Origin of the sequence: Tenacibaculum tangerinum, assembly GCF_029853675.1 — a bacterium.
Lineage (GTDB): Bacteria > Bacteroidota > Bacteroidia > Flavobacteriales > Flavobacteriaceae > Polaribacter > Polaribacter tangerinum_A.
On sequence record NZ_CP122539.1, the window covers coordinates 1,410,162 to 1,435,853 of the forward strand.

Consider the following 25,692-nt stretch of genomic DNA (forward strand, 5'->3'; position numbering starts at 1 on the left):
AGGCTATAAAACAACAAATATGGTATAGTTGAAATCAGCGTAAATTCAATTTTAAACTGTAGCCATATTTCAGGACTAGACATTACCTTCATATTCCATGAAAAAAAATACTTAATTTATGGAAGTGTTTTACGAAAGGATTAAATTAAAAAAGTAGTATTGACTTTTAATAATTACAAAAAGGTTACTAAGAATTCTAAGATATTGTATGAATAAAGACGACATTAAATCAAAGTTAATTAAGGAGAATTGGGACTTAATCAGTTCAACTTTTGATAAAGCACTAAAAGAGTTTAAAAAATGTAAACAAAAGGGGGGAGTTGATAACGAATGGAAATATAACACGGTAATTGACGTACTACTTGAAGAATGGAATAGAATTTATCCTAATTATGTTTTATTACCTATTCAAGAAGAATTAAGAAAATTGTTTTTCAAAGTTCAATCTAAAGAGTTTGAGACAGAAAAAAACATTTCTTCAGTGATTGATGTTTTTTGTGTTTGGTATTACAACTGCCAATATTTTTATATTTTCATAGAGCCTTTTAATTTATCGGAACAACATGAAGAAAACCCTCGTTTTGAGATAAATACTAATAATGAAAATTTATTGTTACTAGAAATATTTGCTTCGATTTGGGATGAAATAAGCTCTATTGAAGATCCAGAATCAGGTGAATTTTGGGAATTAGATTTACCTGAGTTTTATGATACAGAACTAAACCTTTTACATTTTTTTGTTTCAAAATGTTGGAATGATGTAAAAACTATAACGAAAACTACAGTTAAAGCGATTATGAATGAATCTACTGGTGCAGGTGAAATCTATTATTTAGATGAAAACAGATATTTAAAAGATGAAGATGAGTGGAAAAAACTAACTACACACAACAAAATATAAACCCCATTAAAACGGTGTTTATACAAAACGTTGTAACCAATTTCCCACATAAAGAAACTTTATTAATTTCTTAAGCTAACGAGTGAAATTTTTAGAGTAATTTTAAAGAAAAGAATTACCGTTAGTCTGAATTAAAAAATGAGCCGAATAACAATCATATTTCTTATTCTAATTTTAAATTTTTCTTGTTCTGAAAAGAATAAAAACAAAGCCTTGATAAAAGAAAACAAAATTCTAAAAACTAATATATCGGAATTGGAGAAAGAAAATGTTGAATTAAGTAAACTAAACTCGATTCTTAAATCATCGAAATCTGAAAATGTGGAAAGTAAAAACAAAGAATTAAGAAATTCTAAAGTAATAAAAAAACTCGACGAACGTTTTTCAAAAGACACGTTGGATTTAGAAAAATATGGAAACGAATACATATTTGAGAGAACTGTTGAGTTGACTAAATTAGATAATAAACTATTTGCAGAAGCTTTTGGAAATATTAGAGAGAAATTGAACTCTTTTGGATATTCGGCTTTTAGCATTTGTGACGGAGAATCTTTACCGCTTGAAATGTGTAATTGCACAGATTCAATATATATTGTTATTGAACCAGAAGAACTTGGGGAAGATTACGAATTATATAGAATTGGTTATTTCTATAATGTTGACTTAATTTCATTGGAACGAATTGAAAAAGAAGATTTTGAATTCGATTTTGAATTAACTTTTGAACATGGAAAATATCCAAGAAAGAAAGAGAAAATTAGCTTGAATAAAATGAAATTAGAAAAATACTAATGCCAACACCGGTAGCTGATGCACAACCCCCAAATTTCAAAAAACGGATTTCCTTTTAAAGCTATGTAAGGGCTTTATTTATGTAAGCTTCCCCAAAAACAGGACAGCTATAAATTCGAATTTACTAACTTTAAACTCAAACTGTCATTATGAAAAGTAGCAAATTTAGCGAGAGTCAAATCATTAAGTCGCTCTCTAAAAATTAAAAATTACGATGAAAAAGATTATAAAATTAATTGGAATAATATCTTTAATAAGCAGCTATCTAATATTGATATGGAATTTTAAGGAGTATGGATTTCGTGCAGGCTTTAATCAATTGTTTGACTACGCTTGGTTGTTCGGTGTAATCAGCCTGATTATAAACTCAATTTACGCAATATTAATTGATTTAGATAAAGTTACATTCAGTATTTTTGGAACTTGTGGATTGATATGGATAGCGCCATTTGTGATTGATATGGAATCTTTAAGTGGGTTTCCTTCACTTATAATATACCTTATAATTGGAATTCACATCCACATAAAAAAGAATAAAAACAGTGTACAACAACGGTAGCTGATGCACAACCCCTAAATTTAAAAAAAATAGAATTGATTTTAAAGCTATGTAAGGGCTTTATTTAGAACGAAGCCAAAGTTTTTAACTCCTTATTTTCTTCTTTTAGAAAGCTTACAACAAAAGATGTTAAGTAATAGGGTATAGTTTATTGTAAACACCCTCAAAAAAAGGACAATTATTAATTCGAATTGACTAACGCAAAATTCAAACTATTATCATGAAAAGCAACAAAAAATGTAATTAAGCTATACAACCAAGTAAGATTACCTGTATCTTTAAGTCATAAAACACCGAATATGGTATATTTAAAAACAGCGTAAATTCAATTTTAAACTGTAGCCATATTTCAGGACTAAACATTATGAAAAACGTATTGAAATTCATATTGATTTTACAAATTAGTTTTCTCAATGCTCAAGAAATTAAACCTAAATATCTAAAAGGTACTTGGAGATTTGAATCGGAAATTGACTTGCGAACTGAAAAAGAAAAATCTGAAGATATTGCTGTATGTATTAATTATATAAAAACTGAAAATGGTGCAACAGGGAACCCAGATTTAACTTTTAGGAAAAATAGTAAATTTAAAATGTATTTCAATAAAGATTATGTCGAAATTGGAGATTATGAAATAGATAAAAATAACACTATAATATTTTGGCGAAGATTTTCAACAAAAACATTTGAAGATATAATACTCGGAGAAGCCTTTTTAAAACAAAAAAAGATTTTCGAAAAAGAGTGTGGAAAGTTTTATTATACATATCAGAAAAAATTCAAATTAAAATATGTAAGCAAAAATAAAATTGAATTTTTCACTTATAAAGGATATAGTGTTTGGAAAAGAATAAAATAACTGTGGGCAACACGTTGTGTAATTAATGGCTGGTTCTCGCCTACTTACGAAAATCCTCTCGGATTTTCTATTCGGTTTTTATTTGCTAAATTAGGTGCCGAAACACACCACTAATCATACACAAATACGTTGGCAACAAGCTAAAACAGCCAACTGCACAAAAGCAAAGAGTGCTATCGCACACATTGCTTTTTTTTGCCAGTGCTAAAAATAAAATGAATAAATGTTACTAAACATAACTACGACACATAAACCAGCAATAGACTTAGGATATTTGTTGCATAAACATCCCGATAAATTGCAATCCATTGATTTGTCGATTGGAAAAGCACATATATTTTATCCTGAAAATTCAGATGAAAGAACTACCGCTTCCTTATTATTGGATATTGACCCAATTGATATGGTGAGAGGTGGCAGAAACTTATCAGGAAAAGGCTTTTCTCTTGGACAATACGTTAATGACAGACCTTATGTGGCTTCTTCATTTATGAGTGTTGCCATTGCTAAAGCGTTTTCAACCGCAATGAATGGTAAGTGTAGTAAAAAACCCGAATTGGTAGATATTAAAATGCCATTTGAAGTTACTATTTCAGTATTACCTGTCCCAAAAGGCGGAGAAATCCTTATTCGAAAGATGTTTGAACCTCTTGGTTATAAAGTGGTATTGGAAAGACATATTTTGGACAACAAATTCGTGAATTGGGGAGACAGTAAATATTTTACATTAAAACTAAATCACACCACTACTCTTCAAGAATTGTTGTCTCATTTATACGTAATGATTCCAGCACTGGACAATGACAAACATTATTATGTAAGTCAGAATGAGATTGATAAACTACTAGAAAAAGGAAAGGGTTGGCTATCTGACCATCCCGAAAAAGAACAAATTACAAGACGCTATCTTTTTAATCTTAACTCTCTTTCAAGACAGGCATTGGAGCGATTGAATGATGATGACGAATCAAAGGAGTTGCAGGAAGAAACAGATTTAGAGGAAGTAAAGAAAAAAGAGACTTTACATCAACAAAGATTGTCATTGGTTTTGAGTAAATTAAAAGAGTCAGGTGCTAAAAGCGTACTTGATTTAGGCTGTGGAGAAGGAAAACTCATTCGAATGTTGTTAAAGGAAAAACAATTTAGCAATATAACTGGAATGGATGTGTCTTACCAAGAATTAACAAAATGTAAAGACAGATTACATTGGGACGAAATGGCACCAAGACAAAAAGAACGAATCAATCTGTTTCAAGGTGCTTTAACCTATAAAGACAAACGATTGGAGGGATTTGATGCAGCAGCAATTGTAGAAGTAATTGAACACCTTGATGAGAATAGGTTAACATCTTTTGAACGAGTTGTATTTGAATGTGCTAAACCCAAAACAGTTGTTTTAACAACACCGAACGGTGAATACAACGTACTTTTTGAAAATATGGAAGCTGATACAATGCGACATACAGACCATAGATTTGAATGGTCAAGAACAGAATTTGAAACTTGGGCAAAAAAAGTAGCTGAAACTAATAATTATAATGTGCAATTCTTACCTATTGGCGAGGAAGACAAAAAAGTAGGAGCACCTTCACAAATGGCAATTTTTGAATATGGAAATTAAAGTACCCGAATTATCATTAGTATTACTTATTGGTGCTTCTGGTTCAGGAAAAAGCACTTTTGCTAAAACGCATTTTGGCAAACACGAAGTCGTTTCTTCTGACGTGTGTAGAGGAATTGTATCGAATGACGAGAACAGTCAGAGTGCGACAAATGATGCCTTTGATGTACTGAACTTCATTGTTGGAAAAAGACTAAAAAACGGGCATTTAACTGTTGTTGATGCTACAAACGTACAAACCGAAGCCCGAAAAGGATTAATTAATCTTGCAAGACAATATCATACCTTACCAGTTGCCATTGTTTTAGATTTACCTCAAAGAATTTGTGAAGATAGAAATGCAAGTCGAGAAGATAGAAACTTTGGAAATCATGTTATTAGACAACAAAAACAGCAACTCAAAAGGTCGATAAAAGGACTAAAAAGAGAAGGCTTCAGAAAGATATACGTTTTAAAAAGTGAAGAAGAAGTCGATTCCGTAACTGGAATCGTTAGAGAAAAACTCTACAACGATAAAAAAGAACTTCACGGACCTTTTGACATTATTGGAGATATTCACGGTTGCTATGATGAAACAATTTCACTCTTAAAAAAACTCGGGTATATCATTAATTCAGTGGATAATGATGGAAACAATTACGGATTAGAAATAAAACATCCTGAAAATAGACAAGTGATATTTTTAGGTGACTTAGTGGATAGAGGTCCGAATTCGCCAGCGGTTCTAAAATTAGTAATGAGTATGGTTAGAAGCGGTTCAGCTCTTTGCGTTCCTGGAAATCACGACCTAAAACTTCAAAAGAAATTAAACGGAAAAAATGTTCAGTTGAAACACGGTTTAGCTGAGACAATGGAACAATTGGAAAACGAGTCGCCTGAGTTTATAGCAGATGTTAAAGAGTTTTTATACAGCCTAATTAGTCACTATATTTTAGATGATGGTAAGTTAGCTGTTGCACACGCTGGTATAAAAGAAGAAATGCAAGGGAGAGGCTCTGGTGCAGTTAGGTCATTTTGTTTATATGGAGAAACTACGGGAGAAATTGACGAATTCGGTTTACCTGTCAGGTATAATTGGGCTTCTGAATATAGAGGTAAAGCCAAAGTTATTTATGGACACACACCTGTTCCAAAAGCAGAATGGCTTAATAAAACTATTGATATTGACACAGGTTGCGTATTCGGTGGAGAACTTACAGCCTTACGTTATCCCGAAGAAGAATTAGTTTCTGTTAAAGCAGCCAAAGTATATTCAGAACCTATAAAACCATTGGAATTAGAAGTAGAATCTAACCTAAGTCATCAACAAGAATATGATGATTTATTGAATATTGATGATGTTATAGGAAAACGAATCGTGCAAACACGCCTGCGAAATAATTTGACCATCAGAGAAGAAAACTCTATTGCAGCATTAGAAGTAATGAGTCGTTTTGCCATCAATCCTAAATGGCTCATTTATTTGCCACCAACAATGTCACCGTGTGCCACAAGTGAATTACCGAATTACTTGGAGCATCCAGAGCAAGCTATTAACTATTACAGGAAAAGAGGAGTTGAAAAAATAGTTTGTGAAGAAAAGCATATGGGTTCACGAGTCATTTTAGTGCTTTGTAAAGATGAAGAGACGGTTTTAAATCGTTTTGGAATAGAAAATGAGAGAATTGGAATTTGTTATACAAGAACTGGACGAAACTTTTTTAATGATAGTACCATAGAAAAAGAATTTTTGAGCAGAGTTCAAATTGCATTAACCAAATCTGGGTTTTGGGATAAATTTAAGACTGATTGGGTATGTTTAGATGCAGAATTAATGCCTTGGTCTTCAAAAGCCCAGTCGTTATTACAAGACCAATATGCCTCCGTTGGTTCTTCTGCCAAAAACTCGTTAACAGCGGTTGAGCAAGTACTACAGAAGACAAAAAACAGAGGAATTAAAGATATTGAAACTATTTTAGATAAATTTAGCTACAAGAAAAAAGCGGTTTCTAAATTCATTGATGCTTATAGAAATTATTGTTGGGATGTTAATTCTGTGGATGATTACAAATTAGCACCATTTCATATTCTTGCGACGGAAGGAGCTGTACACATTGATAAAGACCATCACTGGCATATGGAAAACATCAAAGAAGTTTGCCTTGCTGATGAAAAAATATTCAGAATTACACCTTACAAAGTTGTTGAGACAAACGACAAAGAGAGCGTGCAGAAAGCCATTGATTGGTGGACAGAGATGACAGAAAAAGGTGGAGAAGGAATGGTCGTTAAATCTTTTGATTTCATTTCATATGGTAAAGAAGGGCTATTACAACCTGCCGTTAAATGTAGAGGAAGTGAGTATCTAAGAATAATTTATGGACCAGAATATGACTTACCAGAGAATATGCAAAGACTTAAAAGCAGAGGACTGTCAAGAAAGCGTTCTTTGGCTTTGAGAGAATTTGCATTAGGAGTAGAAGGACTGGAAAGGTTTGTAAGAAAAGAACCTTTAAGAAGAATACACGAAAGTGTTTTTGGAGTATTAGCATTGGAGAGTGAAGATGTTGACCCAAGATTATAACAGCCAACGCAATTTACAGCACATTGCAATCCTCGTTCCTGCGGTTGCAAAGAGCTGTATGACAATGCTGAAAGAAACAAATGAAAAGGAAAGCCAGCAGAGAACACTGTATATGAAATCATAACCGCCTATCGGCAGGCTACACTTCATATACTCACCGTTGGCAACAATCTGGAAAAACTGAACAAAAAGATGAAATTTAGAAAAGCGACAAGAAATGATGTTGCAATAATTGTGGAAATGATTGCGGATGACGAACTTGGGAAAACCAGAGAAAATTTTCAGGTACCATTACCGAACGAATATCTTAACGCTTTTGAAAAAATAAACGCTGACCAAAATCAAGAACTAATTGTTGTCGAAAATGTAAACTCAGAAATTATTGGAACTTTACAGTTGTCCTTTATCCAATATCTCACCTATCGAGGCGGAATAAGAGCACAGATAGAAGCTGTTAGGATCAGAAAAGACAAAAGAGGCCTCGGAATTGGAAAAACAATGTTTGAATGGGCAATTAATAGAGCAAAAGAACGGAATGCTCATTTACTACAATTAACGACTGACAAAAAAAGAACAAAGGCAATTAAATTTTACGAAGGTTTGGGATTTAAAGCAACTCACGAAGGAATGAAAATACACTTTAAATAAAAAAGCTAGTTGCCAACACCGTATAAAAATAATTGCTAAATTAGTGCTTAACTGAAGGGCGTTGCACTTTTGTTACCTCTGATTTTCCTGCGGAAAATCCTCGCTCATAAAACCGCAACTATCTTTATACCAAACGTTGGCTGTAATTAAAACAATCTTTAGTAAAAATCTAATCGTTTAAAGTCACCTAAATTGATTGTCTAGTTCATGTCGTATTGATGTCATGCTTGGGTCAGGTAGCTGACAATAACAAACTATCTTCAAACATTACCTTTGCACCGAAATCAAAAAATTATTAGAAATGAATTCAAACAAAAGAAATCTAAGAGATATCAAAAAAATGAGATTAGAACGTCATTGGTCTCAGGAACAATTGGCTGAAATGAGCGGATTAAGTGTCCGAACCATTCAAAGAATTGAAAATGGTGAAAATGCAGGACTAGAATCTTTAAAATCATTAGCAGCTGTTTTTGAAACCAACATTGAAGATTCGAATAAAAAAACAGAATTAGAACAGGTTAGAAAAGAGGAAGCCTATATTCAAAAATTAAAAGGGTTTTATAAACTTTTTGGTTTAGCAGTATTGAATTTGATTTTCTTCTTTTTTATTGCGATTAATGATTCAGATTCAGAAGGTTGGTACGTGTTTTTATATATGCTCATTTCTTGGATTGCTTTCTTAGGAATTTATTCCTTCATTAGTTTTGATTTTTTCGGGGAGGAATGGAAAAACAAAATGATTAAAAAGAAATTTGGTAATAAAAAATAACTACAGCCAACAATGGTAGCTGATACACAACCCCCAAATTTCAAAAAAATAGAATTCATTTTAAAGCTATGTAAGGGTTGTATTTAGAACGAAGCCAAAATTTAACTCCTTATTTTCTTCTTTTAGAAAGCTTACAACAAAAGATGTTAAGTAATAGGGTACATTTTTAACCAAAACACACAAGCAGCTGCTTTGGCCTCAGTTTTAGTAGGTTTACCCAAGAATTTTAATAGTTTTTTAATGTTGTATGCAGCCCCCGCCATGAGCATGTACGTATTCGCCCCATCAATACCTCTAACATTTACTTTGCGCAAGCCCATATACTGCGTGAGAGTTCCAAAAACAGGCTCCACCTGGCTCTGCAGTATCCCCTTGGAACGTTTGCCTAAAAGAGTGAACATCCCCCAAAAACAGGACAGTTATAAATTTCAATTTTCGAACGTGAAATTCAAAGGGTGATTTTGAAAAGCAACAAAAAGTGTAATTAAGCTATACAAACAAATAAGATTACCTGTATCTTTAGGCTATGAAACACCGAATATGGTATATTTAAAAACAGCGTAAATTCAATTTTTAACCTGTAGCCATATTTCAGGAATAGACAGGTGATAGGGCAGCCGAAATACAGCTGCATATCGACAAACACAAAAAGCACCAACAAAAGTATAAAGCTATCCAAAAGCAATTAAAGCAGGACGAATCCTATGAAAACCCTCAAATATCCACCAGCGATCCCGATAGCAGACATCAAATTATCAGGGGCGCCCATTACCGAAATATGTTACACCGCACAAACAACTGTTGATGATAAGTACAAACTACTTGTGGATTTTAAAGTAACCAACGAAAACGACAAAAAAGCCATGGGCAACATGCTTCAAAGGGCTAAAACCATCCTCAGACCATCACACCTAATAACAGCGCTCTACGACAAAGGATATCATACCGGAAGCGAGTTTTATTGTGCAGAGAAATTAGGCATACACACTCTAGTAGCCATACCCGCTATTGGTAAAAGCAGCCAAGCACCAGATTCAAAATATAACCTTGAAAACTTTACATACCACAAATCATCAGACATCTACACTTGCCCTGAGCAACATACCCTAACAAGCAATGGCAGTTGGTATAAAGGAAGAAACTATTAAACAATACAAAACTAAAGCCTGTAAAAGCTGCCCAGTAAGAACGCTATGCACCACAGCAAAAATCAATGGTAAGATTATACAACGCAGTGAATATGCTCCCTATATAGAAAACAATGCCAAACGAATTAAAACTAGTGGAGAACTGTACAAAAAGAGGCAAGCTCTGGTAGAGCACCCCTTTGGAACCATAAAGCGACAATGGGGATTTGACCATATCATGACCAAGAAGGGAAAGGAAAGGAAAGCGCTAGTGCCGATGTTGGGCTTATAGCCTTAGCCTATAACCTGAGAAGAATAATCAATATCATGGGATTCAGTACCCTTACAAAAGAGGTATATTGTCTTGTTAAAACACATTTTGCCGTTATTGTAAGCCTATTTGGGGCTATATACCTTAAAATAAAAGCTTTACAAACTCAAAAGATACATTTTGAAACAATTCAAGAACCAAACCTTTTTACTAAAAAAATGACGCATTTACCTAAAAAATCAATCATTTATGCTACTTTTGAGACAGACTGACGTTATGTGCAAGCGAAAAAAAAGAAACTGTAACAATAACCCATTTTTTTAATCTTTAGAAGAAACCATAAAAACAAATGAGAAAATTAGCTTTAATACTAATCATAGTAATTTCTTTTTCATCGTGTAATCAAAATAAAAAAAACACCGACAATCCAATAAGTGAAAACCAAATTGTAATGAATTCTTTAACAGCTGAATTGGATTCTATTCAAAAAAATGGACTAATAAATGGATTTGCAGTTGCAATGGTCGACCAAAACGGAGCACTCTATGAAAAAGGCTTTGGATTAGCTAATATTGAGACAAAAGAGAAGTATACAGAAAACACAATACAGCACATTGCTTCGGTTTCTAAAACGTTAATTGGTATAGCCTTAATGAAAGCTAAAGAAATGGGGAAATTAAATTTAGATGACCCGATTCAGAACTATTTGCCTTTTAAGGTAATAAACCCAAATTATCCTAATGAAACAATTACTATAAGACAATTAGCTACTCATACTTCTGGTATTAATGATACTGACGAGCAATATATGGAAAGAGCTTGGATTCTTACAAAAGACCAAGACTTAACAAAAGTTAGTTCAGATTATCCCGCTCAAAAATTAAATCCATATGAACTAAACATACCAATGGAAAAATATTTAAAAGGATATTTGGAAATAAATGGAGCATATTACCAAGATGACAATTACATAAACTTCAAACCAGGAGAGCGATATAACTATTCAAACATAGGGGCTACTTTATGTGCATTAGTCATCGAAAAAGCAACAGGTCAAGCGTTTGATTCATTTACTGAAGAACACATCTTAAAACCATTGAGTATGAATTCATCTGGTTGGTCATTAGAAGATGTGGATATAAAAAAGCATTCAAGGTTATACAGAAACGATAACTCTCTTTTACCTTTCTACACCGCTATAACGTATCCCGATGGAATGTTAATTTCATCAAGTAGTGATATGGCAAAGTATCTAGTTGAATTGATTAAGGGTTATTCGGGAGAAGGTACATTACTTTCAAAAGAAAGTTATAAAGAACTTTTTACAGAACAACTTAGTGATAACAATTTTGCAGAAGGTGAACGTAACGCAGATCATCCTTATGATGGAGACTATAATCCTGCAATTTTTATAGGATATAGCGCATTCGGTTTTGTTGGTCACTCAGGTGGTGACGCTGGAGTTGCTACTTGGATGTATTTTGACAAAGAAAAAAAGACTGGAAGATACATTGTAATTAACTGTGATATGGGAAATGACGAAAGAGCTAGAGAATTAGAATATTACGCAGTTTGGGATAAAATGAATGAATATTTTGATAAACTGAACGTAGAAAAGCCAGCACATAACAACGGTAGCTGATGCATAACCCCTAAATTTAAAAAAAGTGGAATTCATTTTAAAGCTATGTAAGGGTTGTATTTAGAATTAAGCCAAAATTTTTAACTCCTTATTTTGCTTTTTTCTGAGCTTAAAACGAAATTTATTAAGTGATATCGTACTTTTTTTAACCAAAACACAAAAGCAACCGCTTTGGCCTCAGTTTTAGTAGACTTACCCAAGAATTTTAATAGTTTTTTAATGTTGTATGCAGCCCCAGCCATGAGCATGCACTTGTTCGCCCCATCGACACCCCTAACATTGACCTTGCGCAAGCCCACATACTGTGTAAGAGTTCCAAAAACAGGCTCCACAATTTAATCTACGATAAAAGTTTTCTTGCGGTACATGTGCACTCAACTGAAAGGAAGTGAACAGTTTTTCTTGATACGTTTTTTTGACTTGTATGATTAAATATACAATTTATATAATTAACATACAGCAACTTAACATAAAAAAAACCTTTTATATTGCAAAAAAAATAAATCGTATATTGGGGTTGTGCAACAGGCACAACGGCTAAAAAATCATAGCTGCCCTGCGGGAAAGCAACGCTTTTTAGCCGGAACGTTGGCAGAAATACAAAAACTGAGATGGATGAAATAATTTACTTTTTTGGAGGGATTGCTTTTTACTTCCTATTGGACCTTCTTAAAGCATACTATAAGAAGAAAATAGAGAATGAAGCGACTACCGAAGACCTTCCTTTAATGACTAAAGTTTCTGAAGACGTTAAACAGGAGTTTAGAAAGGAACTTTCCGATATAAACGCTCAACTCTCTATTCTTACCAACCAAAGTTCAATAGTTGATGAGAAATCTATTCAAGTGCTTAATAGTTTCTTCGAAAGATGTTTAGAAATTAAAGACTTACATTCTCAGAGTTTTGGTGGCTTTGCAGGAAAAGATTTAGCTCAAAATTTGGTTGACTACCAAATTGAAGTGGAAAAGGCTCATAGAAAGCTCTATTCAGACTATCATAACCTTGTATTGTTTCATATTAAAAACAAAGAAATAGTTGAAAATGCCAATGATATTGTCGCAAGTAATCATTTAATTAAATCGACTTTCAAGAAACATTTTGGAAGAATTAAAATGTCGATTATTAAAGAAGCGGAAAGTATAAATAGTTCTAAATACAAGGAAGCAGTTGATAAAACAGATAAGACTACAAAAGACTATTATGATGACCAAAGACCGAATTTTGACTTATTTAATAAAAACTTCAATAGTCTTTTAAAGTCATTAAGTAAATATTTCTCGGAATACGGACTAAATTATGATTACGAAGAATTAAAAAAATAAAAGTACTTCTGCCAACAATGGTAGCTGATGCACAACCCATTAATTTTAAAAAAATGGAATTCATTTTAAAGCTATGTAAGAGCTTTATTTAGAACGAAGCCAAAATTTTAATTCCTGATTTTTGTTCTTTTAGAAAACTTACAACAAAAGATGTTAAGTAATAGGGTACATTTTTTTGAACATCCACAAAAAATGTAGGCTTCCCCAAAAATGTAGGCTTCCCAAAAAATAGTACAGTTATAAACTCCAATTTACTAACGTAAAATTCAAACTATTATCATGAAAAGCAACAAAAATGTAATTAAGCTATACAATCCAATAATATTACCTGTATCTTTAGACTATAAAACACCGAATATGGTATATTTAAAAACAGCGTAAAATCAATTTTTAAACTGTATCCATATTTCAGGACTAGAGATAATAAAACATGGCATCACAAAAAAGGAAAATCGCAATTATAGGCTTGGGCCCCAGAGGTGGATATGCTTGTGAAAGGTTCATGGTAGCCTTAGCAAGAAAAAACCATCTTACCAACATTCATATATCGTTATTTGAGCAAACAGGTGATTTTGGCAACGGACAGGTTTATGATGTACACCAGAATGCATCGAATTGGATAAACATTACAGAACGCGTGTTAAATTTGAATGAACGTGAGCCAATCGAAACAGATTCGCTGAATATAGAGTCTTTTCCGTCATACAAGGAATGGGCGTCTAAAGATTATTCCATCATCTCTGAAGAAAGTCCAGACACCTATCCGCCACGTTCCAAAATAGGAAAGTTTTTATCTCAACGCTTGCAATCACTTCTTACGCCTTTGGTACAATCAGGTATAGCTTCCTTACATCAAGAGTGTGTGCAAGAAGTCCAATGGTTGGATGATGGTAAATTAGTCATAAATACCCATAAAACTACACACAAAGATTTTGATGAAATTTTATTGACCATCGGGCATCAGCCCACAAAACTTTCTAAACAAATACAAGACTGGGAAAAGTTTGTTTCCGCCAAAAAAGACATTTACTTATTTAAATCTCCTTATCCCATAAGTAGCTTTTTACAGCACAAAAGTCTGGAAGAAAACAGCACTATTGGAATTCGTGGATTTGGCTTAGCCATGATTGATGTTACAAGAGCCATTGCCAATAAGTTTGGCGAGTTTGTTACCACAAATGAAAAGACTAAAGCGTGTGAATTTGAAACTGAACGACCTCTTAAAAATTTACTTGTTCCGTTTTCACTCGACGGATTGCCTCCAGTGCCAAAACCGTTGAACGCACACATAGACAATTGGTTTACGCCTTCTCAAAAATCGCTTACTGCTTTTGAGGAGCAAATTGGAGACAAGGAAAATCAAAAAGCAGCAAAAAGTCCTCAATTTCTTATAGATGCGTTTGCTCCTATAGCCTCTACTATTTATAGCAACCTGCCGAACACCCAAAATACCTTCAGTAAAAAGGAAATTGAACAGGCTATCGATTTATGGTTAAAAGACCAGACTTATGAGCACCCCTTATTCCTTTCTACCAAGCAGTCTGCCGAACAGAGTATGCAAGATTACGTAGGAATGGCTATTGGAGAAAAATCAATTAGCTTAGATTTTTGCATAGGTCAAGTATGGCGACATTGCCAACCATCTATTTATAAAGCCCTTTCTTTCAATGAGTGTTCAAACAAAGTTTTTGCTGAAATCATAAAACTGGACGAATCGACGAAAAGATACTCGTATGGTCCACCAGTTGAAAGCATTCAACAATTAATAGCACTTTCAAATAGTGGGGTTCTAAATTTAGATTTTGTCTGTGATCCAACGATCGATTTAATTGACGAAGGATGGCAGTTCACTGATGATAAAAAAACCATCACTGTTAATTTGATGATTGATTCAGTTTTAGATTCACCAAAAATTAGAGCGGTGCGATCAACACTTATTCAAAATTTACTTTCGGATAACTTAATGCAAGCAGTTCATGATGACTTTGGTGTGGTTACGGACGAAAATGGATATTTAGTTTCAGACGATATCAACAGAAAAATCCCCATAGCCTTGCTCGGACGATTGGCGAAAGGAACCATTATTGGCGTTGATGCTATTTTAGAATGTTTTGGTACTCGACCCCGACAATGGGCAATACAAGCAGCAAAAAATCATGAGGTTTTTTTAAATCAAAATTCAAATTAAACTATAAAAAAGCTTTTCGCTTGTGACTTTCAAGACTAGATTAAATTTATTTGTGTTTCTAAAATTACTCCTACTTCGTGCTATCAACATGACGCACTATGGATTTTTGTCAATTCAACAGAGCATTTTAGAAAGAATAACGTAAAATAACGTGAGTTCGGGATATCATTATATTGATTTTTAGCAAGTTCAATTTGATACTTATGCCGAACTCACGTTAGAATAAGTTTACGCGAGATATATAATAATGTGTTTTATTGATAATCAGCAGGTAACTTTCTTGCTTTCGTTAACTGCTCAAATACGTACCCTAGTTGTAATAATTCTTTTTCTGTAAATGGTTTCCCTATAAAAGTTAAACTAACAGGTTCTCCTGATTTTTTATAACCCATAGGGACAGTTAGTGTTGGGTATTTCGCTACTGCTGCAATACCAGAGTGGTAATTGTTAATAGACAGAATGACATCTAAGTTCTGAGCCTCCAAATCTTGTAAAAACTTCTTCCCATTAAAAGCTAAGCTATCTTTTACAATCTCTAATTGCGCCAAACTGGTCGTATCTTTTACAATTCCTTCAAATAATTGTTGTCCGTAAGGAGCTCTTTTGATACTATCTTTTTCGTTAAAACTAACAACATCTTCCACCTTTTTTACCGTAAGATTTTTATTTCCATAGGTTGATAGATATTTAGGTAAATCGTATTTCATATCGATATTCAACAATGTAATAAAACCATCAAACGATATTTCTGGGGGTGTAATTTCTATGATTTCTGCACCTGCTTCTCGAAGTTTTTCTATACTTGCTCTATAGATAGTATCTTTTAAAAGTGGTTTTAAAGCACCAATTCTTTTTTCTTTTATATTGTAATTTTCTTCGAGCAAAGCTTTAGGGTTAAAACCTTCTATTTTTAAAGAGGCTGCATCTTTCTCGTCCTTCCCCAACATGGCTTCATACAAAATTGCAGTATCAACAATACTTTTGGTCATCGGACCTGGGGTATCTAAAGTACTTGAAATCGGCACGATTCCAGAACGACTTAACACTCCAATGGTAGGCTTTAAACCAACTAATGAGTTCTGACTCGATGGTGATGTGATAGAGCCCGCGGTTTCTGTACCCACAGCAGCAGCAGCATAATTTGCAGCAATCGAAACCCCGCTTCCTGAACTGGAACCTCCTGTTTCAAAAACTTTTCTTCCGTAAGGATTTAAGGTCTGCCCTCCTATTGCGCTATACCCTAACGGACATCCTTCACAAAAGAAATACGCCCATTCACTTAAATTTACTTTTCCTAAGATTAGTGCGCCTGCATCTTTTAATTTTGTAACGATAAAAGTGTCTTTATCGGTCGAGTTGTTTTGTAAGGCTACAGCTCCTGCGGTAGTTACCATTCCTGCTGCATCGATATTGTCTTTTATCAAAATTGGAATTCCGTTCAGAGAGAACGCTCCTACTTCTTTTACTTCTTTATCTTTTGCTCTTGCTTCTTTTAAAACATTTGGATTGAGTGCTATAATTGCATTCAAATAGTGTGTGCTATCACTTTCAAACTTTCGTATTCTATACAAATAGAATAAGGTTAGTTTTTCGTAGGTTAGTTTTTTTGTTGAAATACTTTGTTGAATGGCGGGAATATTTTTTTCTAAAATGAGTGGCTTTAATTGGTTGTATTCTTTTTCTGAAAATTTCGATAGTTCCTCTTCAAAAGGCTGAAACTGCTCGTTTAAATCTGAGTATTTCGATTGTAGTAATTTGAATTGCATTCGCTTGTTTTCATGCGTTTGCTGTTGTTCTATTTCAGCAGTCTCATCGTATTTTTTGAAGTAGTTCTTTGCTGATGGAGTTTGTTTACAGGAAAAAATGAATAGCGTCGTTACGAATACCAGTATTATTTTTCTCATTTTGCTTAGTTATTAAATACTCAAATGTACTTATTTAAAAACAAAAAACTCCCAAAATGGGAGTTTTCGATATATGTTTACTTCTTGTATTACTTAAAAAATGAATCTACAAACTCGTGTTTGTTAAATACTTGTAAATCGTCGATTCCTTCTCCTACGCCTATATATTTTACAGGAATTTGAAATTGGTCAGATATACCAATGACCACGCCTCCTTTTGCCGTACCGTCTAATTTGGTTACTGCCAATGAGGTAACTTCGGTTGCTTTGGTAAATTGTTTGGCTTGCTCAAAGGCGTTTTGCCCTGTTGAACCGTCTAATACTAACAATACATCGTGTGGTGCATCAGGTACTACTTTTTGCATGACACGTTTAATTTTGGTCAACTCATTCATTAAATTTACCTTATTATGTAAACGTCCTGCCGTATCGATGATAATAACATCGGCATCTTGACTTACTCCTGACTTCACGGTATCAAATGCCACAGAGGCTGGGTCTGACCCCATTTCTTGACGTACAATCGGCACTTCTGTTCTATCTGCCCAAACTTGTAATTGATCTATGGCTGCTGCTCTAAATGTATCTGCAGCTCCTAACACGACTTTTAAGCCTTTCTTTTTAAATTGTGAGGCTAGTTTACCTATTGTAGTGGTTTTTCCCACTCCGTTTACTCCTACCACCATTAACACATAAGGTTTGGTCGTTACTGGAATGGTAAAATCGGTTTCATCGCCTGTATTGGTTTCTGATAATAAACCTGCAATTTCTTCGCGTAAAATTTGATTGAGTTCTTCGGTGCCTAGATACTTATCGCGTGCTACGCGTTCTTCAATTCTATCGATAATTTTTAGCGTTGTTTCTACTCCTACATCAGACGACACCAATACTTCTTCTAAATTGTCTAACACATCATCGTCAACCTTTGCCTTTCCTGCAACTGCTTTTGATAATTTAGAGAAAAAACTCGATTTGGTTTTTTCTAATCCTTTATCTAAGGTTTCCTTTTTCTCTTTAGAGAAGATGTTCTTTAAAAAACTCATGCTTAAATTTTATATCGCTTACATAGGTTAAAAACCATACCGTTTGTATGGATACGGTCAAATTGTCATTACTCTTGCGTTAGGGATTGAGGCATTTGTTGGAGCTCTCCCGATACTTCGGGAAGCGACTGCCGAAAGCCCGACCCGCTAGGGTAACGCCCAAATCTTTACGTTGTACTAAAAACTTGAGATTGTCAAATATAAAAAAAGCTACTCTCAAATGAAAGTAGCTTTTCTTTAAACTGTATACAAGAATTACTTTTTTGCTAAAAAGTCATTCACGCTATCTGGATCCATAATAGCTTCAACAAAAGTGTAAGCTCCAGACTTAGGAGACTTTACCATTTTGATAGCTTTGGTTAATCTTTTCGAACCTGTTTGTAACGATGCTACTGATTTCTTTGCCATTTTATATTAAAGTTTACGCCGTAGCTTATTATTTAATTTCTTTATGAACTGTCATTTTCTTTAAGATTGGATTAAATTTCTTTAATTCCATTCTATCAGGAGTATTCTTTTTGTTCTTTGTTGTAATATAACGAGAAGTTCCTGGTTGCCCAGAAGCTTTGTGCTCTGTACACTCTAAAATTACTTGAACTCTGTTTCCTTTTTTTGCCATCTCTCTAAAATTTTATCTACGTAAGGAATTATTTAGTTAAGAAACCTTTTTCTCTTGCTTCTTTAATAACCGCAGAGATTCCTTTTTTATTAATATTTTTTAATGCAGAAGCAGATACTTTTAAAGTTACCCATTTATCTTCTTCTGGAATATAGAAACGCTTGGTCATTAAATTAGCGTTAAATCTTCTTTTAGTTCTATTTAAAGCGTGAGATACGTTATTACCTACCATCGCTTTTTTTCCTGTTAATTCACAAACTCTAGACATCTTCTTGACAGTTTTTAGTGTTATTTCTAAACGAGGTGCAAATTTATGCATTTTAATTTATTGCACAAAAATATTCTCGATTAAATTTTAAATTATTTTAATCATTCATAACTTAGGTTCAGCATCTAACCTATATGGAAGCGTAACGGCGGCAAAAATACTAATTTATTTTAATATGGCAGCTCGTAATAATTCTAAAGATTTGGTTACGGTTCTGTTTATTACTTTCTCTCTTGGCTTGCCAAAATTGAACTCGTGTACTGCCACTCCTTTTTTGCTAGCAATAGCAATATACACCAAGCCTACACTTTTATCGTTATGGTCGGTAGTGGGGCCTGCATTTCCTGTTACAGCTATCGCATAATCTGTTTGCAATTGCTCTAAACATCCGGTTGCCATTGCCGATGCTACTTCTTTACTTACCACTGTAAACTGCTTAATTGTTTCTTCGGAAACTCCTAGCAGTTGTTGTTTTAAAGCGGCTGTATAGGTTACGAATCCGCCCGCAAAATAGCTTGATGCTCCTGGAACAGAGACAAAAGTTGATGCTATTTTTCCTCCTGTTAAACTTTCGGCAGTTGCAACCGTTTTTTTATGTTGTTTTAACAGCTTACCTACTTCTTTTTCTAAGGATGTTTCGTTATCGTCTCCAACAATAATCTCTGGAAGCAAGGTATACAATTCAGAAACTTGCTTTTCTATCTCTTTTGCCAATAGTTCTTTATCATCTCCTTTAGCAGATAATCGTAAGCGAACTCTTCCGAAAGATGGTAAATAGGCTAATTTTATGAAATCAGGCAAGTTATCTTCCCAATCAGAAATTCTTTCTGCAATGATGGTTTCGCCTGTACCCACCGTCATAATGGTTCGATGCAAAATAAATGGCAGTTTAAAAGTAGCTTGAAGTTTTGGCAATACCTCGTACTTCATTAAGCCTTTCATTTCATAAGGTACGCCTGGTAATGATACAAAAACCGTATTATTTTCGTAAAACCACATTCCTGGCGCGGTTCCTAAACGGTTCATCAACAAGGTGGCTTTGGAAGGTAGTTGCGCTTGATATTTCTGAATTTCGTTGAATGGGTGATTGACTTTTTTGAATATGTATTTAATATTCTCAATTACTTCTGGGTACTCAACAATTTTATCGTCTTTAAAATACTCTGCAATTGTTTTTTTTGTAATATCGTCTTTGGTAGGCCCTAACCCCCCTGTAACAATAACGATATCTGCTCTACTTTCTGCTTCTTTTAACGCATTTAAAATATGTTGCTTTTCGTCTTGTATGGATGATATTTGATAGACTGAAACACCTATTTTATTGAGTTCTTGACCAATCCATTGGGAGTTCGTATCTACAATTTGTCCGATAAGAATTTCATCGCCTATCGTAATAATTTCTGCATTCATTTCTTTGTTGGTTTGAAAGTTGGTAATGTATGAAAGTTGGAAAGTTGGAAAGTTGAAAAGTTAATCAAGCTACCTAACTGAAAACTTACAATCTAAACATCTAAACATCTAAACATCTAAACATCTAAACATCTAAACATCTAAACAAAACTACTTTACTTTAATTTGAAAAGCTTGCCTTCCTTCAATAGTTCCTGTTAACACATCATTTTCTGCCACTTTTCCAACTCCTGCGGGTGTTCCGGTAAAAATAATATCGCCTTTTTTCAACGTAAAATATTGCGATACATAACTAATCAATTCATCAATTTTCCATAGCATACTTGAAGTATTTCCGTCTTGCACTACCTCATCGTTCTTCTGTAATTGAAACGATACATTTTCTAAGTCAAAATCTTCCTTTGGAAAAAACTCTCCCACAATAGCACTGCCATCAAAAGCTTTGGCTTTTTCCCAAGGCAATCCTTTTTCTTTACATTGTGCTTGTACATCGCGTGCTGTAAAATCGATTCCCAGCCCCACAGTGTCATAATATTTGTGGGCAAATTTTGGAGAAATATGTTTTCCAACTTTGTTTATTTTAACCAATATTTCTACCTCGTAATGGATATCATTTGAAAATGGTGGAATAAAAAATGGCATTTTTTTAGGAAGAATCGCCGAGTCTGGCTTTAAGAAAACTACCGGATTTTCTGGTCTTTCATTCGCTAATTCTTCAATATGTTTTGCGTAATTACGCCCGATACAAATTATTTTCATAATCCCCTTTTAATTTCCCCAAGGGGGAAAAATTATACTCTTTTATTTTTATAATTTTCTCAAACTCATTCCCTTCCTTTGGGAGGGTTAGGGTGAGCCTTTAAGGTATCCACGTTTTTGGAAAGTTTGGTTTGCGTTTCTCTAAGAACGCATCACGTCCTTCTTTCGCCTCATCGGTCATATATGCCAAACGGGTTACTTCTCCTGCAAATACTTGTTGCCCTACCATTCCATCGTCCGTTAAATTCATAGCGAACTTTAACATTTTAATAGAAGTGGGTGATTTTGCCAAGATTTCTTGTGCCCAATCAAACGCAGTTTGTTCTAATTCGTCGTGAGGAATTACGGCATTCACCATTCCCATTTCATAGGCTTCTTGTGCTGAGTAATTTCTTCCTAAGAAAAAGATTTCACGTGCTTTTTTTTGCCCTACCATTTTCGCTAAATAAGCCGATCCATACCCTGCGTCAAATGATGTAACATCGGCATCGGTTTGTTTAAAAATAGCATGTTCTTTACTTGCCAAGGTTAAATCGCAAGTTACGTGTAAGCTGTGTCCGCCACCTACTGCCCAACCTGGCACTACACAGATGACTGCTTTTGGCATAAAGCGGATTAAACGTTGTACTTCTAAAATATTCAATCGGTGGTACCCATCGTCTCCTACATATCCTTGATGTCCACGTGCATTTTGATCTCCACCAGAACAGAAACTCCAAACCCCATCTTTTGTCGATGGTCCTTCAGCAGACAATAATACAACTCCTATATTGGTGTCTTCATGTGCATCGTGAAATGCGTCTAATAACTCTGAAGTAGTTTTGGGTCGAAACGCATTACGTACATTAGGTCTATTAAATGCTATTCTTGCAACGTTGTGTGACTTTTTATAGGTAATATCTTCGTACTCTTTGGCAACTTTCCAGTCTGGTTGTATCATAATTTTAAATTATTGTCGTTATTTACTTGTACAAAAATAACATAATAACTTTATTTTTCTTTTCTATATTTGAATGATCTAATTTACCCCTAATATGAAACAAGTATATTTATTTATTGGTCTGTTATTAATTAGCGCCAATCTTTTTTCTCAAAAAATTATTACTCAAAAAGTAAACTCGAAAGAATTGAAAGGAGATAGAGGTGTTAAAATCTATCTTCCTAAAAACTATGAATCAGATTTAACGACCAATTATCCTGTTGCTATTGTTTTAGGCGACGAGTATCTTTTCGATTTATATGTAGGAAATGCAAAATTGTATGCCAATGTTGATAAGGCTCCAAGGCAAATTGTGGTAGGAATTGATATGAAAGCTACCTATGCCAAAGATGTTTCAGTGATACCTGCTAACAACTCCTTGACAAGTGTTGGACTTCATTTTTTTAACTTTATTAAACATGAGTTGATTCCTTTTATGGAGGGGAATTTTAGAACTTCTCCTTTTATGACCATTGTGGGTGAAGGGGAAGGAGCTAATTTTGTTACACACTATTTAAAAGATGCGGAGCCTATTTTTAACTCCTATATTTGTATTACCCCAGAGTTTCCGCAGTTTGCTCCAAACATTATAGAATCGTACTCTTTAGAAAGACTTAATTCGATCGATAATACTTACTTCATTTATTTAAGTAACAATGAAAAATACATCGAAACAAAACAAGGAGATCGTTTTAAACAAATAGGAAACTATCTTTCTTCATTCGACAATGAAAACTTACATATTACGGTTGATGCGTTTAAAAATGCCCCTAGTTACTTATCAATTATTGCAGAAACGATTCCTAGAGCTTTCACCAAAATGTTTGCTTTATACTCTAAAATTACCAAAGAAGAGTTTGATACCCACGTTAAAGATTTAGCTCCCTTAGATGCTATTAAATATGTGGAGAAAAAATATTTAGATATTCAGTATTTATACGGCTCGAACTTAAATGTTAGAATAGATGATATTTTTGCTATTGAAGATATAGTAATTGACAGGCAAGATGGTGATTACCTACGTGTTTTAGGTGATTTTGTGATGATAAAATATCCTGATTCTCACATGGGAGATTTTTATGTTGGAAAGTATTATGAGTTGGGTAAAGATTATGAAAAAGCTGATTTTTACTACAAAGCTGCTTATGGAAAAATGGACCCCTCAAACCCAAATGCAGATGCTTTTTATGAAAATATCAAACGGGTAAACGATTTAATGGGAGGCCAAAAAAAGGATGAGATGAACGATGAGGAAGAGATTGATGAAGAAGATAAAGAATAGGTTATTTTAACACTATTCTATCTTCTTGTAAGTCTATCTTTTTATCTTTATACAAGCTGCCAATAGCTCTCTTGAACGCTTTTTTACTCATTTGTAAGTGAAACTTAATAGATTCAGGAGAGCTTTTATCTGTCAATAACAAAAAGCCTTTTTCTTCTAACTTTTTAAGTATTTTATCAACATCTGAATCAATTACATTTTTAAATCCTTGCGGACGCAATGACACGTCTATTTTTTCATCTTCACGTATCTTTTTAACATAACCTTGAGTGCGCATTCCTTCTTCTATATCACTAAACACCTCATTGTTGTACAACAAGCCTTCATACGCTTCATTGATTAATACTGTGTAACCTAGTGCCGTTTGTACACCAATCACTAAATCTACCTTATCACCTTCTTTTAAATCCATCTTATAAATTTTTAAAATAGTTCTTTAAAACTACATCATTTATTTCTTTTGGAGTGAAAATCTCCATTATTTTGGGTTGCTTCGATGTTGTATAAAACGAAGTCAAACTGGTTTGTAAGCTTTGTAAGTCGTTTACCTGCACATATTCAAAATCATACATTTTCGCCAAGTGTTCTGCTGTTAACTGATGAGGAGTTTCAAAATACTCCGCAGCATTGGTTGTTAAGGGTCCTGGAATGTATCTAAAAATACCACCCCCGGCATTATTTAAAATAATAATTCTAAAATTCTTCGGAATGTTGGCATTCCACAACGCATTGCTATCGTAAAGAAAACTCAAATCTCCAGTTATAAATATTGTTTGGTTTTTTGAAGCATATGCTGCTCCTAAAGCCGTACTTGTACTTCCGTCAATACCACTAGTTCCTCGATTACAAAACACTTTTAATGTAGGATTCATATCAAACAATTGCGAGTATCGAATGATTGAACTATTGCTAATTTGTACTTGTGAAGTATCGGGAATACTTTTTAAAATAGCTTCAAAAGATTTTAAATCTGAATAGGCACAGTTTTTCAAATATTCTTCATGCTGAATTGCTCTGCGTTCTTTTTCTTGTAACCATACTTGCTGATAAGCACTTTCAACGTTTTTCTTTTCCGCTGCAAGATTTGTTAAAAACCTAACGGGGTTTGTTTGTAGAAACGCTGATAAACAATGGTAGGTATCCATCGCCTTTAATTCATCAACATGCCAGTGGTGTTTGGGTGGTAACTTACGTAAAAACTGTTTAATTCTTTTAGAAATAACCATTCCTCCTAAAGTAATTAATACTTCGGGTTGTAGTTTTTTGTATTCTTCTTCGGTGAGTTTAGATATCAATTTATCAATACTGTTGATAAATTTTGGGTGATATACGTTTGAAGTCGTTTCTGTAAGTACTAAAACAGAGGTGTCTTCGGCATATACATTCAGTATTTGTTGCAATTCGGCATCAGGAAAATGACTTCCTACTAAAATCATTTTTTTTGAAGAAGCATTCCAGATAGAAGCTAATTTCTCTATTTCTACTACAGATTGTTTCGCCTTGCTGGTAACGACATTAAAATCCTCATAAGATTGCTCTACATTACTTACAATAGTAGCATCGAGTTCTTCAACTGTTTGATACAAAGGTTCATCAAACGGAACGTTGATATGCACAGGTCCTTTCTGATTGGTAGCAGTATGTAATGCTTCCATTAACAAATCACTATTTATTTTTAACTGATTTTTTTCTTCTATTAAATTAGCCGAAAACAAAATATGATTTTCAAATACATTTTCTTGACGAATGGTTTGTCCGTCACCAATATCAATCAAGTGTTTGGGTCTGTCTGCCGAAATTACTACGAGCGGAATATTGCTATAAAAAGCTTCTGCTATGGCAGGATAATAGTTTAACAGTGCCGACCCCGAAGAACATACCATAGCCACAGGTCGTTGGGTTTGTTGTGCTATTCCCAGCGCAAAAAAAGCAGCGCAACGCTCATCGACCACACTCAATGCTTGAATCGCTGGATGGTTTGAAAATCCAACAGTAAGCGGTGCGTTGCGTGAGCCTGGAGAAATAACAACCGTATCAACATTAAATTGATGACATGCTGATATGACCAATTGTGCAAGTTCTTTTTTTGGAAACATTCTTGTTAAGTTACAAAGCAACAAAGTTTTTTCTTGTTGATAAAGGCACAAAAAGTCAGAAGTTAAAGAA

General features: G+C 34.0%; 23 protein-coding genes and 1 pseudogene. 13 read left to right on the forward strand and 11 right to left on the reverse strand.

Annotated features, from left to right (window positions below; all coding sequences use genetic code 11):
* Nucleotides 1-208: 208 nt before the first annotated feature.
* From P8625_RS05995 to P8625_RS06030, 8 genes are all read left to right on the forward strand, one after another.
* Complete coding sequence (locus P8625_RS05995; RefSeq protein ID WP_279652568.1) at nucleotides 209-901, forward strand: hypothetical protein; 693 nt, start codon at nucleotides 209-211, stop codon at nucleotides 899-901.
* A 213-nt stretch (nucleotides 902-1,114) separates the two neighbouring features.
* The gene (locus tag P8625_RS06000; protein ID WP_279652569.1) at nucleotides 1,115-1,693 is read left to right on the forward strand and encodes a hypothetical protein; all 579 of its coding nucleotides are present in this window, start codon (nucleotides 1,115-1,117) and stop codon (nucleotides 1,691-1,693) included.
* Nucleotides 1,694-1,907: 214 nt separating this feature from the next.
* Nucleotides 1,908-2,252, forward strand: a complete 345-nt coding sequence (locus P8625_RS06005) for a hypothetical protein (RefSeq protein WP_279652570.1) — start codon at nucleotides 1,908-1,910, stop codon at nucleotides 2,250-2,252.
* A 364-nt stretch (nucleotides 2,253-2,616) separates the two neighbouring features.
* Nucleotides 2,617-3,111 carry a hypothetical protein gene (locus P8625_RS06010; RefSeq protein WP_279652571.1) on the forward strand — a complete coding sequence of 165 codons (495 nt, stop codon included), beginning with the start codon at nucleotides 2,617-2,619 and terminating at the stop codon, nucleotides 3,109-3,111.
* A 223-nt stretch (nucleotides 3,112-3,334) separates the two neighbouring features.
* Entirely contained in the window at nucleotides 3,335-4,732 is a 1,398-nt protein-coding gene (locus P8625_RS06015; RefSeq protein ID WP_279652572.1) for a 3' terminal RNA ribose 2'-O-methyltransferase Hen1, read from the forward strand.
* Nucleotides 4,722-7,295 carry a polynucleotide kinase-phosphatase gene (locus tag P8625_RS06020; protein ID WP_279652573.1) on the forward strand — a complete coding sequence of 858 codons (2,574 nt, stop codon included), beginning with the start codon at nucleotides 4,722-4,724 and terminating at the stop codon, nucleotides 7,293-7,295. The genes P8625_RS06015 and P8625_RS06020 overlap by 11 nt, the downstream gene beginning before the upstream one ends.
* A 192-nt stretch (nucleotides 7,296-7,487) precedes the next feature.
* Nucleotides 7,488-7,943, forward strand: coding sequence for a GNAT family N-acetyltransferase (locus P8625_RS06025; RefSeq protein ID WP_279652574.1), 456 nt, complete (start codon nucleotides 7,488-7,490; stop codon nucleotides 7,941-7,943).
* Nucleotides 7,944-8,244: 301 nt separating this feature from the next.
* Complete coding sequence (locus P8625_RS06030) at nucleotides 8,245-8,712, forward strand: helix-turn-helix domain-containing protein (protein ID WP_279652575.1); 468 nt, start codon at nucleotides 8,245-8,247, stop codon at nucleotides 8,710-8,712.
* A 146-nt stretch (nucleotides 8,713-8,858) separates the two neighbouring features.
* On the opposite strand, the gene P8625_RS06035 is transcribed toward P8625_RS06030, so the two are convergent.
* Nucleotides 8,859-9,113, reverse strand: coding sequence for a transposase (locus tag P8625_RS06035; RefSeq protein WP_279652576.1), 255 nt, complete (start codon nucleotides 9,111-9,113; stop codon nucleotides 8,859-8,861).
* Nucleotides 9,114-9,319: 206 nt separating this feature from the next.
* On the opposite strand from P8625_RS06035, the pseudogene P8625_RS16435 reads away from it, so the two are divergent.
* The 4 genes and pseudogenes from P8625_RS16435 to P8625_RS06060 all read left to right on the forward strand — a co-directional run.
* Nucleotides 9,320-10,382 (forward strand): annotated as a pseudogene (locus P8625_RS16435) (transposase); the annotation flags it as partial.
* Between the two features lie 77 nt (nucleotides 10,383-10,459).
* Nucleotides 10,460-11,752, forward strand: a complete 1,293-nt coding sequence (locus tag P8625_RS06050) for a serine hydrolase domain-containing protein (RefSeq protein ID WP_279652579.1) — start codon at nucleotides 10,460-10,462, stop codon at nucleotides 11,750-11,752.
* 611 nt (nucleotides 11,753-12,363) lie between these two features.
* A complete protein-coding gene (locus P8625_RS06055) occupies nucleotides 12,364-13,074 on the forward strand; it encodes a hypothetical protein (protein ID WP_279652580.1) in 711 nt (236 codons plus the stop codon).
* A 430-nt stretch (nucleotides 13,075-13,504) separates the two neighbouring features.
* A complete protein-coding gene (locus tag P8625_RS06060; protein ID WP_279652581.1) occupies nucleotides 13,505-15,262 on the forward strand; it encodes an FAD/NAD(P)-binding protein in 1,758 nt (585 codons plus the stop codon).
* A gap of 254 nt (nucleotides 15,263-15,516) precedes the next feature.
* On the opposite strand, the gene P8625_RS06065 is transcribed toward P8625_RS06060, so the two are convergent.
* The 8 genes from P8625_RS06065 to P8625_RS06100 form a co-directional block, all read right to left on the reverse strand.
* Nucleotides 15,517-17,166 carry an amidase family protein gene (locus tag P8625_RS06065; RefSeq protein WP_279652582.1) on the reverse strand — a complete coding sequence of 550 codons (1,650 nt, stop codon included), beginning with the start codon at nucleotides 17,164-17,166 and terminating at the stop codon, nucleotides 15,517-15,519.
* Nucleotides 17,167-17,255: 89 nt separating this feature from the next.
* Complete coding sequence (ftsY, locus tag P8625_RS06070) at nucleotides 17,256-18,209, reverse strand: signal recognition particle-docking protein FtsY (protein ID WP_279652583.1); 954 nt, start codon at nucleotides 18,207-18,209, stop codon at nucleotides 17,256-17,258.
* Between the two features lie 255 nt (nucleotides 18,210-18,464).
* Complete coding sequence (locus P8625_RS06075) at nucleotides 18,465-18,617, reverse strand: DUF4295 domain-containing protein (protein ID WP_279652584.1); 153 nt, start codon at nucleotides 18,615-18,617, stop codon at nucleotides 18,465-18,467.
* Between the two features lie 28 nt (nucleotides 18,618-18,645).
* Nucleotides 18,646-18,828: a 50S ribosomal protein L33 gene (gene rpmG / locus P8625_RS06080; RefSeq protein ID WP_013070733.1), complete on the reverse strand. Its 183-nt coding sequence runs from the start codon at nucleotides 18,826-18,828 to the stop codon at nucleotides 18,646-18,648.
* Between the two features lie 28 nt (nucleotides 18,829-18,856).
* Entirely contained in the window at nucleotides 18,857-19,096 is a 240-nt protein-coding gene (rpmB, locus tag P8625_RS06085; RefSeq protein WP_047790661.1) for a 50S ribosomal protein L28, read from the reverse strand.
* 165 nt (nucleotides 19,097-19,261) lie between these two features.
* A complete protein-coding gene (locus P8625_RS06090) occupies nucleotides 19,262-20,506 on the reverse strand; it encodes a competence/damage-inducible protein A (RefSeq protein WP_279652585.1) in 1,245 nt (414 codons plus the stop codon).
* A 150-nt stretch (nucleotides 20,507-20,656) separates the two neighbouring features.
* A complete protein-coding gene (locus P8625_RS06095; protein ID WP_279652586.1) occupies nucleotides 20,657-21,265 on the reverse strand; it encodes a fumarylacetoacetate hydrolase family protein in 609 nt (202 codons plus the stop codon).
* A gap of 100 nt (nucleotides 21,266-21,365) precedes the next feature.
* Entirely contained in the window at nucleotides 21,366-22,205 is an 840-nt protein-coding gene (locus P8625_RS06100; RefSeq protein ID WP_047790629.1) for a 1,4-dihydroxy-2-naphthoyl-CoA synthase, read from the reverse strand.
* A 94-nt stretch (nucleotides 22,206-22,299) separates the two neighbouring features.
* Here P8625_RS06100 and P8625_RS06105 point away from each other — a divergent pair, with 94 nt between their 5' ends.
* Nucleotides 22,300-23,526, forward strand: coding sequence for an alpha/beta hydrolase (locus P8625_RS06105; protein WP_279652587.1), 1,227 nt, complete (start codon nucleotides 22,300-22,302; stop codon nucleotides 23,524-23,526).
* A 1-nt stretch (nucleotide 23,527) separates the two neighbouring features.
* On the opposite strand, the gene P8625_RS06110 is transcribed toward P8625_RS06105, so the two are convergent.
* Both P8625_RS06110 and menD read right to left on the reverse strand, forming a co-directional pair.
* Complete coding sequence (locus P8625_RS06110) at nucleotides 23,528-23,938, reverse strand: S1 RNA-binding domain-containing protein (protein ID WP_279652588.1); 411 nt, start codon at nucleotides 23,936-23,938, stop codon at nucleotides 23,528-23,530.
* Nucleotide 23,939: 1 nt separating this feature from the next.
* The gene (gene menD / locus P8625_RS06115) at nucleotides 23,940-25,622 is read right to left on the reverse strand and encodes a 2-succinyl-5-enolpyruvyl-6-hydroxy-3-cyclohexene-1-carboxylic-acid synthase (protein ID WP_279652589.1); all 1,683 of its coding nucleotides are present in this window, start codon (nucleotides 25,620-25,622) and stop codon (nucleotides 23,940-23,942) included.
* Nucleotides 25,623-25,692 lie beyond the last annotated feature (70 nt).